The sequence below is a fragment of the Brachybacterium sp. P6-10-X1 genome, assembly GCF_001969445.1.
In the GTDB taxonomy this organism is placed as follows: domain Bacteria; phylum Actinomycetota; class Actinomycetes; order Actinomycetales; family Dermabacteraceae; genus Brachybacterium.
Window position 1 is genome coordinate 2,318,134 of record NZ_CP017297.1, and the last position, 20,390, is coordinate 2,338,523.

The 20,390-nt window shown below is 69.7% G+C and carries 17 protein-coding genes; 8 read left to right on the forward strand and 9 right to left on the reverse strand.

Annotated elements, in window-relative coordinates; translation table 11 throughout:
* Nucleotides 1-86 precede the first annotated feature (86 nt).
* The 3 genes from BH708_RS10555 to BH708_RS10565 all read left to right on the forward strand — a co-directional run bounded on the left by BH708_RS10555 (nucleotide 87) and on the right by BH708_RS10565 (nucleotide 3,739).
* The gene (locus BH708_RS10555; protein ID WP_371329766.1) at nucleotides 87-887 is read left to right on the forward strand and encodes an SDR family NAD(P)-dependent oxidoreductase; all 801 of its coding nucleotides are present in this window, start codon (nucleotides 87-89) and stop codon (nucleotides 885-887) included.
* 174 nt (nucleotides 888-1,061) lie between these two features.
* Nucleotides 1,062-2,423: an MFS transporter gene (locus BH708_RS10560; RefSeq protein ID WP_076808534.1), complete on the forward strand. Its 1,362-nt coding sequence runs from the start codon at nucleotides 1,062-1,064 to the stop codon at nucleotides 2,421-2,423.
* A gap of 38 nt (nucleotides 2,424-2,461) precedes the next feature.
* Nucleotides 2,462-3,739, forward strand: a complete 1,278-nt coding sequence (locus BH708_RS10565) for a D-arabinono-1,4-lactone oxidase (RefSeq protein WP_076808536.1) — start codon at nucleotides 2,462-2,464, stop codon at nucleotides 3,737-3,739.
* Between the two features lie 374 nt (nucleotides 3,740-4,113).
* Here BH708_RS10565 and BH708_RS10575 read toward each other — a convergent pair whose 3' ends face one another.
* Entirely contained in the window at nucleotides 4,114-5,253 is a 1,140-nt protein-coding gene (locus BH708_RS10575; protein WP_076808537.1) for a glutathione-independent formaldehyde dehydrogenase, read from the reverse strand.
* Nucleotides 5,254-5,307: 54 nt separating this feature from the next.
* Nucleotides 5,308-5,745: a heme-binding protein gene (locus BH708_RS10580; RefSeq protein ID WP_076808539.1), complete on the reverse strand. Its 438-nt coding sequence runs from the start codon at nucleotides 5,743-5,745 to the stop codon at nucleotides 5,308-5,310.
* A gap of 261 nt (nucleotides 5,746-6,006) precedes the next feature.
* Here BH708_RS10580 and BH708_RS10585 point away from each other — a divergent pair, with 261 nt between their 5' ends.
* Both BH708_RS10585 and BH708_RS10590 read left to right on the forward strand, forming a co-directional pair.
* Nucleotides 6,007-7,194: an ATP/GTP-binding protein gene (locus tag BH708_RS10585; RefSeq protein WP_076808541.1), complete on the forward strand. Its 1,188-nt coding sequence runs from the start codon at nucleotides 6,007-6,009 to the stop codon at nucleotides 7,192-7,194.
* On the forward strand, nucleotides 7,191-7,529 hold the full coding sequence (locus BH708_RS10590) for a hypothetical protein (RefSeq protein WP_076808543.1): 339 nt from the start codon (nucleotides 7,191-7,193) through the stop codon (nucleotides 7,527-7,529). The genes BH708_RS10585 and BH708_RS10590 overlap by 4 nt, the downstream gene beginning before the upstream one ends.
* 67 nt (nucleotides 7,530-7,596) lie before the next feature.
* Here BH708_RS10590 and BH708_RS10595 read toward each other — a convergent pair whose 3' ends face one another.
* From BH708_RS10595 to BH708_RS10610, 4 genes are read right to left on the reverse strand one after another with little or no spacing between them, the layout of a single operon-like run.
* Nucleotides 7,597-8,979 carry a sulfatase-like hydrolase/transferase gene (locus tag BH708_RS10595; protein WP_076808545.1) on the reverse strand — a complete coding sequence of 461 codons (1,383 nt, stop codon included), beginning with the start codon at nucleotides 8,977-8,979 and terminating at the stop codon, nucleotides 7,597-7,599.
* A gap of 2 nt (nucleotides 8,980-8,981) precedes the next feature.
* Nucleotides 8,982-9,875, reverse strand: coding sequence for a carbohydrate ABC transporter permease (locus tag BH708_RS10600; RefSeq protein ID WP_083713488.1), 894 nt, complete (start codon nucleotides 9,873-9,875; stop codon nucleotides 8,982-8,984).
* Nucleotides 9,875-10,777, reverse strand: a complete 903-nt coding sequence (locus tag BH708_RS10605) for a carbohydrate ABC transporter permease (protein ID WP_076808547.1) — start codon at nucleotides 10,775-10,777, stop codon at nucleotides 9,875-9,877. The genes BH708_RS10600 and BH708_RS10605 overlap by 1 nt, the downstream gene beginning before the upstream one ends.
* 5 nt (nucleotides 10,778-10,782) lie before the next feature.
* A complete protein-coding gene (locus tag BH708_RS10610) occupies nucleotides 10,783-12,033 on the reverse strand; it encodes an ABC transporter substrate-binding protein (RefSeq protein WP_083713490.1) in 1,251 nt (416 codons plus the stop codon).
* A 91-nt stretch (nucleotides 12,034-12,124) separates the two neighbouring features.
* Between BH708_RS10610 and BH708_RS10615 the strand changes: the two genes are divergently transcribed.
* On the forward strand, nucleotides 12,125-13,402 hold the full coding sequence (locus tag BH708_RS10615; RefSeq protein ID WP_076808551.1) for an ROK family transcriptional regulator: 1,278 nt from the start codon (nucleotides 12,125-12,127) through the stop codon (nucleotides 13,400-13,402).
* Between the two features lie 15 nt (nucleotides 13,403-13,417).
* Here BH708_RS10615 and BH708_RS10620 read toward each other — a convergent pair whose 3' ends face one another.
* The 3 genes from BH708_RS10620 to BH708_RS10630 all read right to left on the reverse strand — a co-directional run bounded on the left by BH708_RS10620 (nucleotide 13,418) and on the right by BH708_RS10630 (nucleotide 17,596).
* Nucleotides 13,418-15,898, reverse strand: coding sequence for an ABC transporter permease (locus BH708_RS10620; protein ID WP_083713491.1), 2,481 nt, complete (start codon nucleotides 15,896-15,898; stop codon nucleotides 13,418-13,420).
* A gap of 11 nt (nucleotides 15,899-15,909) precedes the next feature.
* Nucleotides 15,910-16,689, reverse strand: coding sequence for an ABC transporter ATP-binding protein (locus BH708_RS10625; protein ID WP_076808556.1), 780 nt, complete (start codon nucleotides 16,687-16,689; stop codon nucleotides 15,910-15,912).
* A gap of 145 nt (nucleotides 16,690-16,834) precedes the next feature.
* The gene (locus BH708_RS10630) at nucleotides 16,835-17,596 is read right to left on the reverse strand and encodes a DUF6270 domain-containing protein (protein WP_076808558.1); all 762 of its coding nucleotides are present in this window, start codon (nucleotides 17,594-17,596) and stop codon (nucleotides 16,835-16,837) included.
* A 231-nt stretch (nucleotides 17,597-17,827) separates the two neighbouring features.
* On the opposite strand from BH708_RS10630, the gene BH708_RS10635 reads away from it, so the two are divergent.
* Entirely contained in the window at nucleotides 17,828-19,750 is a 1,923-nt protein-coding gene (locus BH708_RS10635; RefSeq protein WP_076811133.1) for a glycosyltransferase, read from the forward strand.
* A 266-nt stretch (nucleotides 19,751-20,016) separates the two neighbouring features.
* Entirely contained in the window at nucleotides 20,017-20,235 is a 219-nt protein-coding gene (locus BH708_RS10640) for a hypothetical protein (RefSeq protein ID WP_076808560.1), read from the forward strand.
* Nucleotides 20,236-20,390: the final 155 nt, after the last annotated feature.

Below are 20,390 nucleotides of genomic sequence, written 5' to 3' on the forward strand. Positions count from 1 at the left end.
GACCGCCCCGTCCGCAATAGTATGCTTTATTGTGCACCCCAATAGTATGCTTTTTCCGGCGTGTCGAGCGGGCACGCCGACGAGCCATGGCGGCCGACGGCGCCGCAGGAGAGGACGACGCGATGGAGCTGGACCTGAGGAACAAGGTGGTCGTGGTGACCGGTGCCGCGCGCGGCATCGGAGCGGTGATCGCGCAGCGCTTCGCGGCCGAAGGGGCACGGGTCGTGGCGTTCGATCTCGCGTTCCCTGATGCCGACGCGGGCGAGGACGGCGGTGTCGAGCAGGTCGTCTGCAACGTCGCCGATCCTGACTCGGTCCAGGCAGCGGTCGACGAGGTCGCCCGACGCCACGGCACCATCGACGTGCTGGTCAACAACGCCGGCATCAACGTCGAGGGCCCGGTGTCCGAGATCGAGTGGAGTCGCTGGAAGGCATGCTTCGACGTGAACGTGGGCGGCGTGTTCCTCATGAGCCAGGCCGTCGCCCCGGTGATGCAGGCCGCAGGCGGCGGCCGGATCATCAATGCCGCGTCGTTCGCCGCGATCGTGCCGAGCGTGGCAAGCGCCGCCTACGCGGCCTCGAAGTCCGCGGTCGTGCAGCTGACCCGCGTGCTCGCCTCCGAGCTCGGGCCCTGGGACATCACCGTGAACGCCTACGCCCCGGGCATGGTGCCCACGGTGATGAACGGCTTCGCCGAGATGCCCCAAGAGGCGCAGGACCGCCTGCTGGACACGCTCTCCCTGCGCCGCTGGGAGACGCCCGACGACGTCGCGAACCTGCTGATCTTCCTGGCCAGCGACGAGGCATCCTACATCACGGGAGCTCTCCTGGACGTCTCCGGCGGGAAGCTCGCCACGCAGATCCCGGCGCGGGCGTACGGGCGGTGACGACGCCGGGCGTGCCGGCCCCGAGGGCGCGCGGGGAGTCGGATCCAGGTGTTTTCTGTCGAAACATTGACGGAAAAATTTGGCACTTCTAGCGTCCCTGGGGTCGCGGTCGCCACAGGCGGCGCGACGGCCGTCACGCAGCGTGACGGCGCCCGAGACGAAAGCAGGTCGACGATGACGTCCGCCCCTTCCCGCGCACCGGGATCAGATCCCACCGCGGCGACCTCGCGCCGCGCCACCTTCGCGGCTTTCACCGGCGCCTTCCTGGAGTGGTACGACTTCTGGATCTACGGCACCGCCGCCGCGCTGATCCTCCCGCAGGTCTTCTTCCCCGAGGCCTCCCCCACCGTCGCCCTGCTGCAGTCCTTCGCCACCTTCGCCGTCGCGTTCCTGACCCGCCCGCTCGGTGCCATCATCTTCGGCCATTTCGGGGACAGGATCGGCCGGAAGCCGGTGCTGCTGATCACCGTGTTCCTCATCGGCGGCGGCACCTTCCTCATGGGACTGCTGCCCTCCTACGCCGTGGCCGGCGGCCTGGGTGCGATCCTGCTGGTGCTGCTGCGCCTGATCCAGGGCATCGGGATCGGCGGCGAGTACGGCGGCGGCTCGCTGCTGGCGCTGGAGAACGCCCCACGGGCCAAGCGCGGCCTGGCCGGCAGCTTCCACCAGCTGGGCACACCGGCGGCACTGCTCGCCTCCAGCGGGATCTTCGCCCTGGTCGAGCAGCTGCCCGATGATCAGCTGCTCAGCTGGGGCTGGCGCATCCCCTTCCTCCTCAGCGGACCGTTCCTCGCGCTCGGCTTCTACATCCGCCGCCACCTGCCGGAGACCGCCGCCTTCGAGAAGGACGCCACCGAGGAACGCTCCGCGCCCCTGCTCGCGCTGCTCCGCGAGCAGCCCCGTGCCGTGCTGCTGGGCATCGGGGCGCGCATGACCGACGCCGTCACCTTCAACATCATCAACGTGTTCGCGATCTCCTGGGTGACCTCGACCCTGGGCATGACCAGCGATCTGATCCTCGCCGGGTTCGTGATCTCCTCCGCGGTCCAGCTGTTCGTGCTGCCGCTGGCCGGGAGTGTCTCCGACCGGGTCGGACGGCGGCCGGTCTATCTCACGGGCGTCGCGGTCTGCGCGGTCGGCGGCGGTCTGCTGTACTTCCCGATCATCTCGCTGGGCAATGCCCTGTCCACCTGGGCGATCATCGTCGTGGTCCACGCCATCGGCACCGGCCTGATGTTCAGCATCCAGAGCGCCCTGTTCGCGGAGCTGTTCGGCACCCGCGTGCGCTATACCGGCCTCGGCATCGTCTACCAGGGCTCTGCCCTGATCGGCGGCGGCCCCACGCCGGCCATCGCTGTCTTCCTGACCGCACTGGCGGGATCCTGGTGGCCGGCCGGCGCCTATCTCTTGCTCGCCTGCGTGATCAGCGCGCTGTGCATCTGGCGGGCCGGCGAGACCTTCCGCACCGACCTCGCGGAGACGGCGCCGGCCCGCGGGAGGCTCACCGCTCCCGACGGAGAGGGCGTGCAGGCATGAGCGACATGATGGCGACGACGGATCAGGAGAGGCTACCGATGAGCGAGGTCGGATCGACGTGGTCGGGCTGCTACACGTTCGCAGCGCGAGGTCTGAGCGCCCCGCGCACCGTCGAGCAGGTGCAGGAGGTCGTCGCGGCCTCGCCGCACGTACGCGCTCTGGGCACTCGGCACTCTTTCCACGACATCGCCGACACCGCAGGCACGCTCGTGAATGTGCAGTCGCTGCCGGAGCGCTTCCAGCTCGATGAGGCCGCGGGCACGGTCACCGTCTCCGGCGGAAGCACCTACGGCCAGGTCGCCTCACGGCTCGGCGAGACCGACTGGGCGCTGGGGAACATGGGCTCGCTGCCGCACATCTCGGTGGCCGGGGCCTGCGCCACCGGCACCCATGGCTCCGGGGTGAGCCACCGCAGCCTCTCCTCGGCCGTGGCCGGGGTCGAGGTGGTGACCGCGGACGGCGAACTGCAGCACTGGACGCGCGAGAACTGCACCGATTTCGGCGGCCGGGTGCTCGCCCTCGGCGCGCTCGGCATCGTCACCGCCGTGACGCTCGATCTGGTCCCGGACTTCGAGGTGCGCCAGGACGTCTGGTTCGACCTGCCCTGGTCCTCGCTGATCGAGAATCTCGAGGAGATCCTGTCCTGCGCCTACAGCGTCTCGGTGATGCCTTCCTGGCACGATCCGGAGATCGCCGGGAAGGTCTGGCTGAAGTCGCGCACCGACGCCTGGGATCCGGCTCTGGATCCGTCCCGCTGGGGCGCCCGCTGGGCGCGCACGGCCGGCGGGGAGCCGCCGGAGGGGCAGACCCCGAACCAGACGGTGCAGGGCGGAGTGCCGGGGCCGTGGTGGCAGCGTCTCCCCCACTTCCGGCCCGATGCGAGCCCGAGCCGCGGTGACGAGATCCAGACCGAGTACTTCGTCGACCGATCCCGCGCCCCGGAAGCCCTGCGCGCACTGCAGGCGATCGCGGACCGTTTCGCCGATCTGGTGCTGGTCTCCGAGCTGCGCTCGGTCGCGGCCGACGAGCTGTGGCTCAGCCCCGCGTACGGCCGGGACTCCCTGGGCATCCACCTCACCTGGCGGAACGATGCCGATGCGGTGCTCGCCGTGCTGCCGGTCATCGAGGACGCGCTCGCCCCGTACGACCCTCGGCCGCACTGGGGGAAGTGGTTCACTCTCCCCGGCGAGCAGGTGCGGGCCCGCTATCCACGCCTCCGGGAATTCCAGGAGCTCGCCGAGGAGCAGGACCCGCACCGCGTGTTCCGGAATGACTTCCTGCAGCGCACCCTCGGGCTCGCAACCGCACAGGTCTGATGCGCCCGGAGCTGTCCGACCCAGCCGACCATCACGAGCGCGGCCGCTCGGTGCACTGCAGGGTATGGCCGTCGTGGACGTCGACGGTCGCATACGTCCCCCAGGGCGCCCGGATCACGTCGGAGGTCGTGGCACCGCGTGCGCGCAGTTCGTCGCGGGTCGCGGCGACGTCGTCGGCATGGAACGTGCGGAAGACGCCCTCGCCGGGCCGCCCCCGAACGCCGGTGCGTCGGCGAGCAGGAGGGACGTCTGCGCGCCGGGGCCTGAGCTCGAGCCAGCGCCCCGGCGGGCCCGTCTCCTCGTCGACACCGGGCGAGACCTGCCGTTCCGTCCCGGCCCGGGTACCCAGCGCGGTACCTGACCTGTCCCGCGGCTCAGTCCATGCCCGGGTGTAGCAGCACCTTCGAGTACCCCTTCTCGCGCTTGTCGAAGCGGTCGTAGGCATCGGGCGCCTGGGACAGCGGCAGGTTCTGGGACACGACGAAGCTGGGCGTCGCCCGACCCTCGGTGATCATGTCGCGCAGCTGGTGGGCGTACCGCTTCGCATCGGCCTGCCCGGTGCCCATGGTCTGGCCCTTCTCGAAGAACCGACCGATCCGGTACAGCAGCTCCCCCTTGGCGGCGTGCTCGTTGGGGGCACCCGGGTCCGAGGGGAGGTACAGGCCGATCACGCCGATGCCTCCGGTGTGTCGGACGGTGTCGACGAGCTGGTTGAGCACGATCGCGGGCTGCTCCTCGCCGCCCTTGGCCGTCGCCTGGTAGCCGACGGCGTCGACACCGCGGTCGGTGCCCTCGCCGCCCAGGGCGTCGGTGATCTGCTCGGCCGGGTCGCCGTCATCGAAGTTGATCGGCTCGGCGCCGATGTCCTTCGCGATGTCCAGGCGGTGGCCGATGTGGTCGACGACGAAGACGCGGCTGGCGCCGCGCAGCAGCGCCGAGTACGCGGCCATCAGGCCGACGGGCCCGGCACCATAGACGGCGACACTCTCTCCGGGGCGCATGCCCGAGAGCTCCACGCCGTGGTAGCCGGTGGGGAAGATGTCGGCCAGCAGCGCGAAGTCGGACTCGTGCTCCTCGCCCTCCGGCAGGGGCACGCAGTTGTAGTCGGCGAAGGGGACGCGCAGGTACTCGGCCTGGCCACCCATGTAGCGGCCCATGCCGACGTAGCCGTAGGCGCCGCCGGCCCCGGGCGGGTTCACGGTGAGGCAGAACGCGCTCTTGCCGGCGCGGCAGTTCTTGCAGAACCCGCAGGCGACGTTGAAGGGCAGCACCACGCGGTCGCCCTTGGTCACCGTGGCGACGCCGGGGCCGACCTCCTCGACGATGCCCATGTTCTCGTGACCGAAGGTGATGCCCGCCTCCGCGGCGGTGCGCCCTTCGTACATGTGCAGGTCGGAGCCACAGATGGCGGTGGTGGTGATGCGGACGATGACGTCGGTGGGATCCTGGATCGTCGGGTCCTCGACGTCCTTGACGGTGACCTCGTAGGGGCCTTCGTAGACGACGGCTCGCATGGTGTTCCTCCTTGTTCCGGGCGGTGAGTCATGACGGTGGGCGGGCCCGAGCTCTCAGCCGGCGATCGCCTCCTGGAACGCGCGGGTCCCGGCCTCTGCGACGGCCTGGTCCTCCTCGACGCTGCCGCCGCTGACCCCGATGGCACCGGCCACGGCGCCGTCCTCGAGCTGCAGCGGGATGCCGCCGGGGAAGGTGATCAGCCCGCCGTTGGAGAACTCGATGTGGTGCAGCGGGGCGCCGGGCTGGGCCATGGGGCTCAGCTGCGCGGTCTCCATGTCAAAGTACCGGGCGGTGCGGGCCTTCGTGATCGCGATGTCGATGCTGCCCAGCCATGCGCCATCCATGCGGGCGAAGGTCGTGAGGTTGCTGCCCGCGTCGACGACGGCGATGTTCATCAGCAGGTCCGAGTCCCTCGCGTGGCGCAGTCCCGCCTCGAGCACGGACTGGGCGAGGTCGAGGGTGATGTCGGCCTTCCGGACGATGCCCTTCATCGTTCCTCCTTCCCGAGCGCTGCGCTCTGCGCGCTCGCGGTGCATCCCGACCGGGCGTCCGCTGGAGGTTCTGCAACGGGCGGGCGCCAGGCGGGGCACCCTCATGCTCCCCACCCTGCGCCCGTGGAGGACCGATATACAAAGCTGATGCGGGAATCTGCCGGACGGTAGGTCCGCGGGCACCAGTTCTGAGCTGAGCTCTGCAGCGGCGTTCGGGGGCGTCAGGCATCGGTCGTCTGTCATCTCCCGTATGCTTCGGCCATGCCAAAGAAGAATGAGCTGGAGCAGCACATCGCTGTGTTCGGCGAGTCCGGGAGCGGAAAGACCGTGCTTCTCTCGTCGTTTTACGGAGCGACCCAGGATCCCAAGTTCATCAAGAACAACGGTTTCAATGTCGTCGCCGATGACACCGGCCAGGGGCACCAGCTCCTCCAGAATTACTTCAAGATGCGCAACTCAGCGGAACTCCCCCGGGCCAATCGCTTCAAGGCCGTCCCGTACTCGTTCTCGGTGAAGGTGAAGAAGGGCTCTGGCGTCGCGACGCAGAAGAAGACTCCGCTCGATGCGCTGCGCGTCGTGTGGCACGACTATCCCGGGGAGTGGTTCGAACAGGACCCCAGCGGCCCCGAAGAGGCGCGCCGCCGGATCGAGACGTTCCGATCCCTGCTGTCCTCCGACGTCGCGCTCCTGCTGGTCGACGGCCAGAAACTGTTAGACAACGCCGGACAAGAAGAGCGCTACCTGCAAGCTCTTTTCGCGACCTTCAACACGGGCCTGCTCAATCTGCGTGATGACCTACTGGACGACGGGAAGCCGCTGATCAATTTCCCGAGGATCTGGGCGATCGCGTTGTCCAAGGCGGATCTTCTGCCTCATCTGACTGCCCACGACTTCAGCGCGCTCCTCATCGAGAACGCGGGAGCCCACATGGGAGAACTGCGCCGAACGATCTCCCTGATGGTCGACAGCGACACCGCACTGTCCGTGGGGGAAGACTTCGTCGTGCTCTCCTCTGCGAAGTTCAAGCCCGGGGTGATCGATGTGAGCGATCGCATCGGCGTGAACCTCATCCTTCCCCTCGCGTCGATGCTTCCTTTCCAACGTCACATCCGCTGGGCGCAGAAGAAGGAGGTCTCCGCCAAGGTCGCGGCCGCTCTGCTGGGCAACGCAGACAAGGTGATTGCTTCACTAGCGGTCTTGGCGCCCCTCGCAAGGCTCTTCAAGAAGGTCAAGCTTCCGGGACCCTTCGGTCTCGTCGCAGGCGTTGCGGCACCCATCATCGCGGGTGGCCAGTTGACCAAGGTGGCGGATCTCGCCGGCGAGAAGCTCGCCGCCGCTCACGCTGAGGCTGAAGCGGAGAACCAAGTGCTGACGGCAGCCATGACCGGATTCCTCCTGGACCTGGAGAAGGGTGAGGACGACGGGATCCTCGTCCGGAGCCAGAAATGAGTTTCATCTGGGCGTGCCGGGGTCTGCACTGGGGGTTCCGGTTCCTGAGAGATGGAGGCTTCTCCGACGCTCTTCTCGAGTACGACAAGGCGTTCACCGGGCTGGACGACAATCCGCAGACCTGCAGGCGCATCGGCGACAGGACAGCGCTTCGCTTCGATGACCCCGACGACAGGAAGGACGAGTCGGGCCGGCCGATCTCTCATGAGTTCGTGCTCAACGGCGAACTCGCCGCTCGCGTGAACTCGGTCGCGGACGGACTCGACGTGGTCTGGCCCTTGGTCTCCAGGGAGTACGCGAGCATCTGGGACAGTCCGGAACCACCGCGGCGGTGAAGTAACAGGTTCACCGTGGAGGTGCGCTCATTCCGAACTCCGAGGCGCCGGCGGGACCGCGAGGCTCTCACCGCCAGGTGGCGGCACGCTCCTGGTGAGCTGACAGCTCCCGCTCCAGTTCGGCGAGTGCCTCCGGCGCCTCCGCAGCGAGGTCGACGGTCTCGGCCGGATCCGCCTCCAGGTCGTACAGCGCCTTGTGCACCGTCGCGGGTGGGTCCATGCCCTCGCGGGCGTCGAGGACGAGCTTGTACCGGCCGCGGCTCACGGCCCACTGACCCTGGTAGCTCCACACGAGGCTGCGCGGCGCGGTGGCCGGCGGGTCCACGCTCTCGGCGGCTGCAGCGCCGTGCGCGGCGGCGTCGGCGTCGATCCGCGCGCTCGCTCCGTCGGCCGACGCGTCCTGCAGCACGTCCAGCAACGAGATCCCGTCGACCTCCGGCAGCTCGGCGGCAGTGCCGTCGACCGCGTGCAGCACGGTGGGCAGCACGTCCATCATCAGTCCCGGCTGGTCGAACTCGGCACCGGCGGGCAGCTGGGCGGGCCAGGAGAGGATGCCGGGCACGCGGATGCCGCCCTCGAACACGGAGCCCTTGGAGCCGCGCAGCCCGCCGGAGGAGCCGCCGGTGTAGGAGATCTCCTCCCCGTCCAACCAGTTGCGGCTCTCGCGGGAGGGGCCGTTGTCGGAGGAGAACAGCACGAGAGTGTCCTCCCGTACGCCGCTGGCATCGAGCGCCGCCAGGATCTCGCCGATCGCGTCGTCCATCGCGGCGATCATCGCGGCGGTCTCCCGTCGACCCTCGGGCAGGTGTGCGACGCGGGCCATGTGCTCGGCGGGGGCGTGCATCGGGTAGTGCGGGGCGTTGAACGGGACGTAGCAGAAGAAAGGGCCGCTCTCGGCGCTGCGGGTGATGAAGTCCGCGGCGCGCTGCCCGATCAGCGTGGTGAGGTATTCGCCGTTGCGCCAGACCTCGTCGCCGCCCTCCCACAGGTCGTGGAGAGGGTTGCCCTGGCCCCAGTAGAAGATGTGGGAGTAGTAGTCCACACAGCCGGCGCGGAACCCGAAGGTCTCCTCGAAGCCGTAGTGCTCCGGTGCGTAGGCCGCGTCTGCTCCGAGGTGCCACTTGCCGAAGAGACCGGTGCGATAGCCGCGCTCTTGCAGCTGGGAGGCGAGGGTCGACTGGGCGGGCAGGCCGGGGGTGTCGCGGCTGCCGCCGAGGATCGATTCCACCCCGGCGTGGCCGGGGTACTTGCCGGTCAGCAGGGAGGCGCGCGACGGAGAGCACACCGGAGAATTGGAGTACCAGCGGGAGAGCTTCATGCCGTCCTGGCACAGGGCATCGAGATGCGGGGTGGGGATGTCCTCGGCGCCGAAGCATCCCAGGTCGCCCCAGCCGAGGTCGTCGGCATAGAGGATCACGACGTTCGGGGGTTCGTGCGCGGTCGGGGCCATGGTCACTCCTTCACGGCTCCTGCGGTCATGCCGGCCACGAGCCGGCGCTGCAGCAGGGAGAACAACAGGATGGTCGGCAGGGCGGCGAGGACGGAGGCGGCCATGACGACGCCCCAATCGGTGCCGTACTCGCCGAAGAGACCGGCGATGCCGACTTGCACCGTCTTGAGGGATTCGCTGGTGAGGAACACCTGGGCGAAGAGGAACTCGTCCCACATGGCGATGAACGCGGTGACGGCGACGGTCACGATGCCGGGCCACACCAACGGTGCGATCACGCGGGTGATGACGGTGAGGGTGGAAGCTCCGTCGATCCGGGCGGCCTCGTCGAGCGTCTTCGGCACGGAGTTCAGGAATCCGGTCATGAGCAGGGTGGCCAGCGGGGTCGTGATCGCCACGTACACGATGATCAGCCCCGCGAAGGAGTTCAGCAGCCGCAGCTCGGCGAAGAACAGGTAGACCGGGGTGATCAGCACGACGAACGGCAGCAGCTGGGTCGCGACCAGCGTGATCATCACCAGGGGCTTGGCTCGGAACGAGAAGCGGGAGAGGGCGAAGCCGGCCAGCGTGGCGACGACGACGGTGATCACGGTGCCGATCCCGCAGACGATGATGCTGTTGGGCAGGTAGCGCCCGAAGTTCGTCTCGTCGAACAAGCGGGCATAGGAGTCCAGGCTGAGACCCGAGAACACGGTCTGCGCCGTGATGCCCTGCGAGATCTCCTGGGCGGGTCGCAAGGAGCTGTAGAACATCCACACGACGGGGAAGACGATCACGACCAGCACGAGCCCGAAGGGGATCAGGAACAGCAGATCCTTGGGTCGGCGGCGCTCCGACGAGCGGCGACGTCGGGTCGTGATCGCCGAGTTCGTGTCGACCTGCTGGGTCATCGTCATCACGCGTCCTCCTTGGTCGCGGTCACACGCAGGTAGAGCACGGCGAAGATCGCCATGATCACGGTCATCAGCAGGCCGATCGCCGCTCCGGTGCCGAGCTCGTTGTCGAAGAACGCCGCGGAGTACAGCTCGGTGGCCAGTACCGCCGTGTAGTTGCCCGGGCCTCCCCCGGTGGTGAGCCAGACGTAGACGAAGTTGTTGAACGTCTGGATGACGGTCACCAGGACCACGATGGTCAGCACCGGCCGGAGGTTCGGAAGAGTGACGCTGCGCAGAGAGGTCCATCGGCCGGCTCCGTCGACCGACGCCGCCTCGTACTGCTCCGACGGGATCGACTGGAGGCCGGCGACGAGGACCATGACCACGAACGGGAGCTCGCGCCAGACGATGATCGCGATGATCGACCACCAGACCGTGCTGGTCTGCGCGAGGAAGGGGATCGCGCCGTCGATGATCCCGAGGGCATTCAGCGCCTGGTTCAGCACCCCGGAATTGCCGTCGAGGATCCATCGCCACGCCGCGATCGCCACCACCTGGGGAACCATCCAGGGGATGAGGATGAGGGTGCGCGAGAGCCCACGCAGCTTCCACCGCCGCAGGATCGGGGACTGCAGGGCGAGGGCGAGGCCGAGGCCGGCCAGGAGCCGCAGCACGACGCTCATCGCGGTGAGCCAGAAGACGGTGTTGAACGCGGCGTTGGGCAGCTCGCCGCTGCTCCACAGGTCGCTGAAGTTCTCGAATCCTACCGATTCCGCATCTCCGGGAGACTGGTAGGGCGTCAAGTTCTGGAACGCCAGGATCACGTTGTAGATCGACGGGACGAGGAACAGCAGCCCGATCACGAGCAGTGCCGGGGCGCTGAGCAGGTACGGCTGCAGCGACCGGAGTCGGATGGTGCCCATGCCCCTCACTCCTCGAGTCCGGTGGTGATGGTGCTGATGATCTTCCGCGCTGCGTCCGGCGGCTCGGACTGGCCGGAGTAGACGGCGGAGAACTGCTGGTTCACCAGCGCCTGGAGCGAGGCGATGGTGATCGGTGCATCGGCGTAGCGCGCGAAGGATTCGGCGTGCGGGAGCTGGTCGATGTACCCCTGCTCCGAGGGGTCGACATCGATCTGGTCGAGGGTCGTGGCCGAGGCCGGGTACTGGGGGTAGTTCTCGAAGGTCTCCGGGCTCATCAGGAACTTCACGAACTCCCACGCGGCCTCGGGCTCCTCGCAGTTCGCGTTGATCCCCAGCGCTCGTCCTCCGAGGTGGGTGGCGCCGTCCTCGAGTCCGCCGGGCATCGGGGCGGTCATCAGCTCGGCGCCGACGCTCTCGCGGGCGGTGCGGAAGGCCGCCGGGGGCATGAAGGTCATGGCACAGGTGCCGTCGTCCAGGGAACCGATGATGCTGGGGTCGCCGTAGTCGGTGGTGGCCTGCATGGACACCGGGGTGATGCCCTCGGTGAAGAAGCTCGTGAAGTACTCCATCGTGTCCGCGAGCTGCTGTTCGCTGACGCCGACGCTCCAGGTCTCCCCGTCGGCCCGGATCAGCTGGGAGTCGTGCGCCCAGAGGTAGTAGTTGATGGGGAACCACTGGGCGCTGGAGAACTGGGCGCCCGCGGGAAAGACGAACCCGCTGACCTCGCCGCCGGCATCCTGGGTGATCTTCGCGGCGACCTCGGCGAGCTCCTCCCAGTCCTGCGGCGTCTCGGAGATGCCGGCCTGCTCGAGGACGTCCGGGCGGTAGACCAGGGCCATCGTGTCCGCAGTCCACGGGACCGCCCACATCGATCCGTCATACGTGGTCATGTCCGTGGCCAGCAGATCGTCACCGCCCTCGGCAGGCGAGGACGCCATGAGGTCATCCAGCGGAGTCAGGATGCGGGGCTCGGCCATGAAGGAGACGTCGGTGAAGGCGAGCTGCGCGATGTCCGGACCGGAGCCGGCATTGGCCTCGCGGGCGAACTGCTGCGGGTTGTTCGGCGACAGCGTCTCCATCGAGATGCGGTAATCGGGATGCTCTGCGTTCCAGGACTCGATCGTCTCGGCGAGTCCGCCCACCTGATTCGCCGGGTCGAACTGCCGGAAGACGCGATCGCCCTCGTTCCCCCGGCCGGCACAGCCCGCCATCGGGGCGGCCAGAAGCCCCGCTGCCAGCACCGTTCGTCGTCTCATGAGCAGGCCTCCTCCTCGAGCCTCAGCGCTGGACAGTAGACATGATCAATTTGACAGTGTCAATAGAGGGTGGTGGCCGTAGCATCGGGTCATGGCACTGCTCTCCCCCGAGTCGACGACCGATCGATCCGCGCGGCGCGGGACGAACCTTCCTCGCGTCGCCGAATACAACCAGGTCCTGGTCCTGGACCTGATCCGGAGGTCCCCCGGCACGAGCCGCAGCGAACTCGTCGCGCGCACGGGCCTGACGATGCAGACGCTGTCCAACATCTGCCAGCGCCTCCTCGGCGCCGGGCTGATCCGCGAGTCCGGGCGGGTCCAGGCCGGGATGGGGCCGCCGCGGATCGTGTACGAGGTGGAGCCGACGGGCGGCTACTCGCTCGGCCTGCACATCGATCCGGCACGGCTCAGCATCGTGCTGCTCGACCTGGCCGGGGACAGCGTGCACAGCGCCATGACCCCGACCCCCGAGGTGCCGGGACCCTCGCACATCTTCGATCTCATCGAGGAGCAGATCGGCATCCTCCTCGCGGAGGCCGACGTCTCCGCCGAGCTGGTCACCGCGCTCGGGGCCGCGACACCCGGTCCGCTCGACGTCGAACGCGGATCGGTCGTCGGCCCTCCCCTGCTGCCCGGCTGGGGCCACGTCCACCTGCGCGAGGAGCTCGAGCGGCGTCTCGGCCTGACGGTGGTCGTGGAGAAGGACAGCACGGCCGCGGCGATCGGTGAGATCTGGAGGAGTCCGCGTGAGGCGGAGAATCTCGCCTTCCTCTACCTGGGCACCGGGGTCTCCGCCGGCCTCGTCCTGGAAGGGCAGGCGCTGCGCGGCTCGGGAAGCACCGCCGGACTGTCACATCTGGGCAATATCGGGCACCTGACAGCGGATCCCGACGGGGAACGCTGTCCCTGCGGAGGACGGGGCTGCGTGGCTGTCGCGTCGCTGCCAGCAGGAATCGTGGAGCGGGCCATCGCCCGGGGCGCTCTCCCCGAGGAGACGGTTGCGACGGATGCTCGCACCGTCGACGCCGCGCTCACCGAACTCCACCGCCGCGCGGAGGGCGATGGCGACCCCGTCGCAGCGCAGATCCTCGACAACGCCGCCCGCGGATTCGCGCGGGTGGGCATGCAGCTGGCGAACCTGCTCGACCTGGACAGCGTGGTGTTCGGTGGACCGCAGTGGCCGGCCTTCGCCTCGGCGTGCCTGCGCATCGTGCCTGAGCTGCTCAATGAGCACTACGTGGCGACCGCGGACCATCGGGTCGAGGTGCGCGGGACCGCCGTCGGAGGGCACGTCGGAGCAGTGGGCGCGGCCTCCCTGGCGATGTCGGTCACGATGTTCGATGCGCCTGGTCAGCTGTATCTGCGGTGAGTCGCCCGACGCGCCTCACAGCTTCTCGGCGACAGCTCTCGCCGGCGCCGTCCGCGCGGCCTGCCGCCCAGGGAGCACCGAGGCGAGGATCCCGGCGAGCACGGTGAGCGCGAGGACGGCGCCCAGCAGCGGCCACGGGATGGTGATGACCACAGGGAACTGCGCGGCGAGCACGACCATCGCCCCGAGGAGACCGCACACCGTTCCGAGCACCACTCCGGACAGGGCCCCGACCACCGAGAGCAGGAAGCCCTCCCAGGCGAGCATCGTGCGCATCTGATGCCGCGTCGTGCCCAGGGCGCGCAGGAGCGCGTTCTCGCCCGTGCGCTCGAGGACCCCGAGCGTCAGCGTGTTGGCGACCCCGACGATCGAGACGACCACCGCGACGGCCAGGAGCCCCGAGGTGATTCCCAGCATCAGGGCGATGATCTGCTGTGCGACCTCGCGCGTCGCGCCCTCGGAGTCCATCCTCGCGTCCGGGAGGGCGGTGCCGAGCAGCCCGTTCAGGTCGCCGACGATGGTGAACACGTCCGTCCCTGCACGTGCGGGAGAGCCGGGGTCGGCGAAGTCGACGAAGATCGCGTGGGGGCTCACGTCCTCGAAGATGCTCTCGAAGGTGGCGGCGCTGACCAGCGTCAGCTTGACGTTCCCCTCGATCCGGACCGTGAGCTGTTCGCTGCCGCCGGCCGCACGGGGCACGTCGATCGTCTCGCCGTCGTGCAGGCCGAGACCGTGCGCGCGATCGTTGCCGATGACGACCTCGCCGTCCGCGACGGAGGGCGCCAGATCGGGCCGCGCGACGGTTCCCTCGAGCTGGCTCTGCTCCGGGCCGTAGACGGTCAGCATGCGGCTCGCGCCGACGTCGATCTCCCCGGCCGCGACGGCTTCGGCGCGCTCGACGCCCTGGAGGGCGGACACCTCCGCGACTGCCTGTCCGGGCAGCTCGGAGGCGCGGATCACGGCGTCCACCGGGGCGCGTTCGGCGAGCGCACGGGACAGCGACGTGTCCGCGGTCTGCGCCCCGACGGCCAGCATCGACATCAAGGTGGTGCCGATCAGCAGCGCGGCGGCGGTGGACGCACTGCGCCCGGGGTACCTGCGCACGTTCGCGACGGCCACGCGGGCCGGGACCCCGCCGAGCCGACCGACGGTCGCACCGATCAGTCGCACCACCGGGACCACGACGATCCGCATGGCCAGCAGGGCGCCGAGCACGGTCAGGGCACCGCCGGCCACGCCGAGGGCGATGGCGGGCCCGGCCGTCCCGCGGGCGGAGACGGTCACGGCGGCGGCCATGAGCCCGCCCCCGCTGAGCGCCGCGAGGAGCACCGCGAGGACTCGCCACCGACGGGGACCGTTCGGTCCCGGCGCGGCGGTGCGAAGCGCCTCGAGCGGAGCCACCCGGGTGGCGCGGCGCAGCGGCAGGATCCCGGCGCACATCACCACGACCAGGCCGGCGACCAGCGGCAGCGCGACGGAGAGGATCCCGACCGGGGCCGCCGCGACGCGAGGGGTCCATCCGAGTCGCGGAGCGAGCAGCAGGACGCCCTGGACCACCAGATGCCCGACGGCCGTCCCCAGCACGGACCCGAGCAGGGCCACCACGAGGGACTCCCGTCGCACCACCGCGGCCACCTGGCGCCGAGTCGCCCCGAGGGTGCGCAGCAGTGCCAGATCACGGGTGCGCTGGGCGACCGTCACCGAGAGGGTATTGGCGACGACGAGCACGCTGGTCAACAGGGCGATGGCGATGAACGCGGCCACGACCGGCCCGAAGGCCCGGAAACCGCCGGCCGCGCTGCGTTCGAGGCCCTCGCGCGCGTCCTCCGCGGCGAGCACGTCGAGCTCGTCCGTGCTCGCCCGGTCCGCGATGGCTTCGGGATCGCCGTCCCCGGGGACGGTCGCGTGCCAGGCGGTGGCCACCTCCGTCAGCTCGACGCCGAGGACGGACGTCGCGTTCTCCTCCGTGACGACGATCCGCGAGGGTCCTGTGGAGACGAGCGCGGAGTCCAGCGGTGCCGCGATCCCCACGACCTCGAGGGCGACGTCCTCGCTGCCCCGACCCCGCGGTGACGCGACGGTGATCGTGTCCCCGGTCTCCACGTCGAAGAGCCTGGCAGTGCCCTGCTCGATGACGATCTCGTCGGCGTCCTGCGCGCTGCGTCCGTGGAGCAGGGGCAGCTCGGCCACCTCGGACGGCGGCGGGGTGTACACCTGCGTCGAGCGCGCACCGCTTCCCTCCCCGTCGCTGACCGGGACGAAGGTCGCGTCGAGGACGGGCCAGATCTCCTGGGCGCCCTCGATCCGCGGGGTGCCGTCCTCCCCGTCCGAGGTCGAGGTCGCCACGAGGTCCGTGCCCAGCAGGCGGGTGTCGGCGTCGGCCGCCGCGGACTCGCGCAGGAGGGTGGCCCCGAGGACCATGGCGGCGACGAACGAGGTGGACAGCAGGATCGTGAGCACCGCGGCGAGGTGCCGCCTCAAGGGGGTCAGACGCAAAGTCCGCATCCTCACGCCGGAACCTCTGCGTCGCCTGCTGCCCCGAACGGGCCGCTCTCGTCCCGGGAGATCCTTCCGTCGGTCAGCGTGATGATGCGGTCGGCGCGCTCGGCGGCGTCCCGCTCGTGGGTGACCATGACGATGGTCTGCCCGTACTCGTCGACGCACCGGCGCAGCAGGTCGAGGACCTCGCCGGTGGTGCGGGAGTCGAGGTTGCCCGTCGGCTCGTCGGCGAAGATCACCGCCGGGGACCCGACGAGCGCGCGAGCGATGGCGACCCGCTGCACCTGCCCGCCGGAGAGCTGGGAGGGGCGATGATGCAGCCGGTCCTCCAGAGCGAGCCCGCCGACCACCGTCGCCCACCAGTCCGGGTCGGCCCGTCGGCCGGCGAGCTGGAGCGGGAGGAGGATGTTCTGCTCGGCGGTGAGCATCGGCAGCAGGTTGAAGGACTGGAAGATGAACCCGATGCGGTCGCGGCGCGTGCGGGTCAGGGCCGCGTCGCGCAGTGCGGTCAGCTCGATGTCGTCGACGCTCACCGTGCCGGCGTCCAGGTCGTCCAGCCCGGCGAGCACGTGCAGGAGGGTGGACTTCCCCGATCCCGACGGGCCCATCACCGCCGTGAAGTCCCCCCGGGCGATGTCGACGTCGACCGCGTCGAGGGCGACGACGGTCCCGGCATCGGACGCGTACCCGCGGGAGGCGCCGCGTGCGCGGACCACCGGGGTCGCGGCGGTATCGGCCTGACGGGCGGGGTCGCGGCGGAGGCCAGAGCTGGATCGGGGGCTTGCCACGGGTTCTGGATTCCGTTCGATGTCAGGCTCAGCGGGCGGCCACAGCCTGCCCCACAACAGCCATGGAGCGCACGACGGGAAAGGTTTGTGACGCGAGGTCGACCGGTCTGCTCCGTATGTCCACCTTCTCGGTGTGACGTGCGCCTCACCGGGTCGGGAGCTGCGCCAGCACCCGCTGGACGATCTCCTCGTACACGTCCTGTGTGTAGTGGAATGGCGCCAGGCCCCAGCGGTGCTCCGGGTCGGCCAGCACGCCGAGCGGCTGCAGCTCCAGCAGGGTGAACCCGAGCTCGCGCAGGCGCTCGTAGTAGCGCAGGTAGGCCTCGTTGGCCTCGACGGCGGAAGTGCCCATGCTGCGCGGGGTGTGGCGGCCGTCGACGGTGACCAGCGCCCACGGCACCTGCAGCACCACGGTCTTCTCGAACAGGCCCAGGCCCTCGAGGGTCCCGCGCAGCCGCTCGGCGCGCGGGGACCACAGGGCGAAGTGCTCGTCGGTGCCGAACTCGATGTGGCGGGCACCCTCGACGACGGAGAGCACCTCGGGCACGCGCACCAGGTCGATGCTGCGGGTGACGACCCCTCCGTCGGCGAACTCGTGCACCCCGTGGCGCTCGTCGACGAGGTCCCACAGCAGGACGTCGGTCCGGTCCGCCACCTCGGTGAGGCGCTCGGTCAGGTTGCCGGCGAAGTCGCCGGTCATCATGCGGCGCTGGAAGTCGGAGTCGATCGACGTCTCCGTGGGGAACCACGCGGAGGCGTCGTGGTCCTCGGACAGCAGGGACTGGCGGGCGATGTAGGCGACGACGTCGAGGCGGGCGCCGCCGGCCAGGTCGACGGTGTCCCGCGCGACGCAGCTGCCGTAGATGACGACGCGGGCGGGCGCCTCCTCGGCAGGCTGATCGTTCACGGTGATCCTTCGTCGCGGGATGGCTCGGCGGTCCGAGCTGTGCGGGCTGGGCGTCAGAATACCCATCGCCGGCCTATCGTCCCTGGTGTTCGCCACAGGCTGTGGCGCTCCCGACAGCGCCGGAGCCCTGAGTCCTCCCGGAGGCCGGCCTGGGGCGGGGCCGGTCGCCGTGGGATCATGAGGCGTCCGATGGCCCGACCCCCTGCCACGCTCCCCGACCGAGAGGTGCCCATGCCTGCGCAGTCCTCGTCCCGCCTGCAGACCCTCCGCACCGGACTGTGGCACCTGCGCACCGGCGGGGTCTCGCAGCTGCGCACGTGGAATCGACGCCGCCGCACCGTCTCCTACGGGGTCGGCGACGGTCTGGGCAGCAAGAACGCCGAAGGTCAGCTCTCCTTCCCGCCTGCGGCCCTGCGCGAGCGCACCCCGCATCTGGAGGGTCTGCGGGTCGCGGTGATCCTCGATGACTTCTCGATGCTGGCCTGGAGCTACGAGTTCGAGACGGTCGCGGTCACGCCGACGACGTGGCGCGAGCAGCTCGCCGAGGACCCCGTGGATCTGCTGCTGGTGGAGTCGGCCTGGCACGGGAACAAGGACGCCTGGCAGTATCAGCTGACCGGTTCGAAGGCGCCGACGGCGCCGTTGCGCGAGCTGGTTGCCCACTGCCGGGAGCAGGGGATCCCCTCGGTGTTCTGGAACAAGGAGGATCCGCCGCACTTCGAGGACTTCCTGGAGACCGCCCGCCTGTTCGACCAGGTGTTCACCACGGACGTGACGCTCCTGCCGCGCTACCGCGAGGAGCTGGGGCACGAGAACATCGCCGTCCTCCCCTTCGCGGCGCAGTCCGCGGTGCACAACCCGATCCGCCCGAAGCACGGCCACCAGGTACGCGATGTCGCCTTCGCCGGCATGTACTTCGCGCACAAGTTCCCCGAGCGCCGCGAGCAGATGGACATGCTCCTCGGCGGAGCGCTGGACGCCTCCGCGAGGATGGACACGGGCCTGGAGATCTTCTCCCGCTTCCTCGGCGATGACGAGCGCTACCAGTTCCCCGGCGCCCTGGCCGATCGCGTCGTCGGCGCGCTGAGCTATGACCGGATGCTCACCGCGTACAAGGCGTACAAGGTGTTCCTCAACGTGAACTCCGTGGTCACCAGTCCCTCGATGTGCGCCCGGCGCATCTTCGAGATCACCGCCTCCGGCACCCCCGTGGTCACGGCCCCCTCCCCCGCCATCGGCGAGTTCTTCACCGACGAGGAGGTGCCCGTGGTCGCCGAGCGCGAGGATGCCGCCCACGTGGTGCGGGCGCTGGCCCGCTCCCCCGAGCTGCGTGACCGCACCGTGCACCTCGCCCAGCGCCGCATCTGGCACGAGCACACCTACACCCACCGCGCCCGTCAGGTGCTGGACACCGTGGGTCTCGGCGAGAGGGCCGGGACGGCGGGGCTTCCCGGCGGGGCGGGCCTGCCCAGTGTCAGCATCATGGCGGCGACCAACCGCCCCGAGCAGCTCGATCACCTGGTCTCCCAGGTGGCCCGCCAGACCGGCGTGGAGCGCCAGCTGCTGCTGATCACCCACGGCTTCACCTCCCCCACCGCGACGGCCGAGCGGGCCCGCGAGCTCGGGGTGGAGAACGTGGTGGTGCTCGAGGCGCCCGGCACGTGGAGCCTCGGGACCTGTTTGAACGCCGCGGTCGATCGGGCCGACGGGCAGGTGCTGTCGAAGATGGACGACGACGATCTCTACGGCGCCTTCTACCTCCACGATCTGCTGCGGGCCCGCGAGTTCGCGGCGGCCGACGTGGTCGGCAAGCACGCCCACTACATGCATGTGGCCGGATCCGACGCGACGCTGCTGCGCTTCCCCTGGATGGAGCACCGCTTCACCGATCGCGTGATGGGCCCGACGATCACGGCCGGCCGCGAGGTGTTCACCGCCCACCCCTTCGCCGACGTCTCCCGCGGGGAGGACACCGGCTTCCTCGACGCCGTCGCCGGGGCCGGCGGCCGCATCTACTCCGCCGACCGCTTCAACTTCACCCAGATGCGCCGCGGGGAGGCGGGCGGGCACGCCTGGTCCGCGAGCGACCGGGAGATCCTGGCGACCGGTGACGTGGCCTGGTTCGGGCTGAACGAGCAGCACGTGATGATCTGACGTCGACGCCGGTCGCCGACACGACCCCCTCCGTCTCGCCGCCTCACCCGTGGCGCACCATTGCCCCGGCGGTCACCACAGCGCCACCTCCTGTTCATCCTCGCACCGTAGACAGGGACTTCCGCACGACCACGACGGAAGCGAGACCCTGCATGACTCTCACCGCGGCGTGGGGCACGAGCGTCCTCCACGATCTGCATGCGCACGGTTCCCGGACGGGGCGTCTCCGGGCTCTGCTCGGAGGTTCCCGGCGCGAGGAGCGGCCGATGGCACGCCCCGCCGCGTCCGGCCCTGCCGACCCGGTGTTCACCGAGACCTCTGCGGCATCCGTCGACCCGCTCGCGTACGAGGTCGGACCCGAGCCCGACCCGGCTGTCCGTGCGAGCGGTCCGGGCGCCTCGGACGGCGAGGACGCCTCGACGGTCATGGAGCTCGTCGACGACGATCCCGAGCACCGCTGGGCGGGATCCCCCAGCTCGCCGTGATCGCCGCCGAGAACTCGGACGGAACCACCTGAATCGGTCTAAAACGCGCTCACCTGCAGTCTCGCAACAGGAGACAGTACTGGCGGGCACCTTCTGCAGTCGTTAAGCTCCTCACGGCCGTCTGATCCCTGGCGGTGAACACAACCGCGCCATGG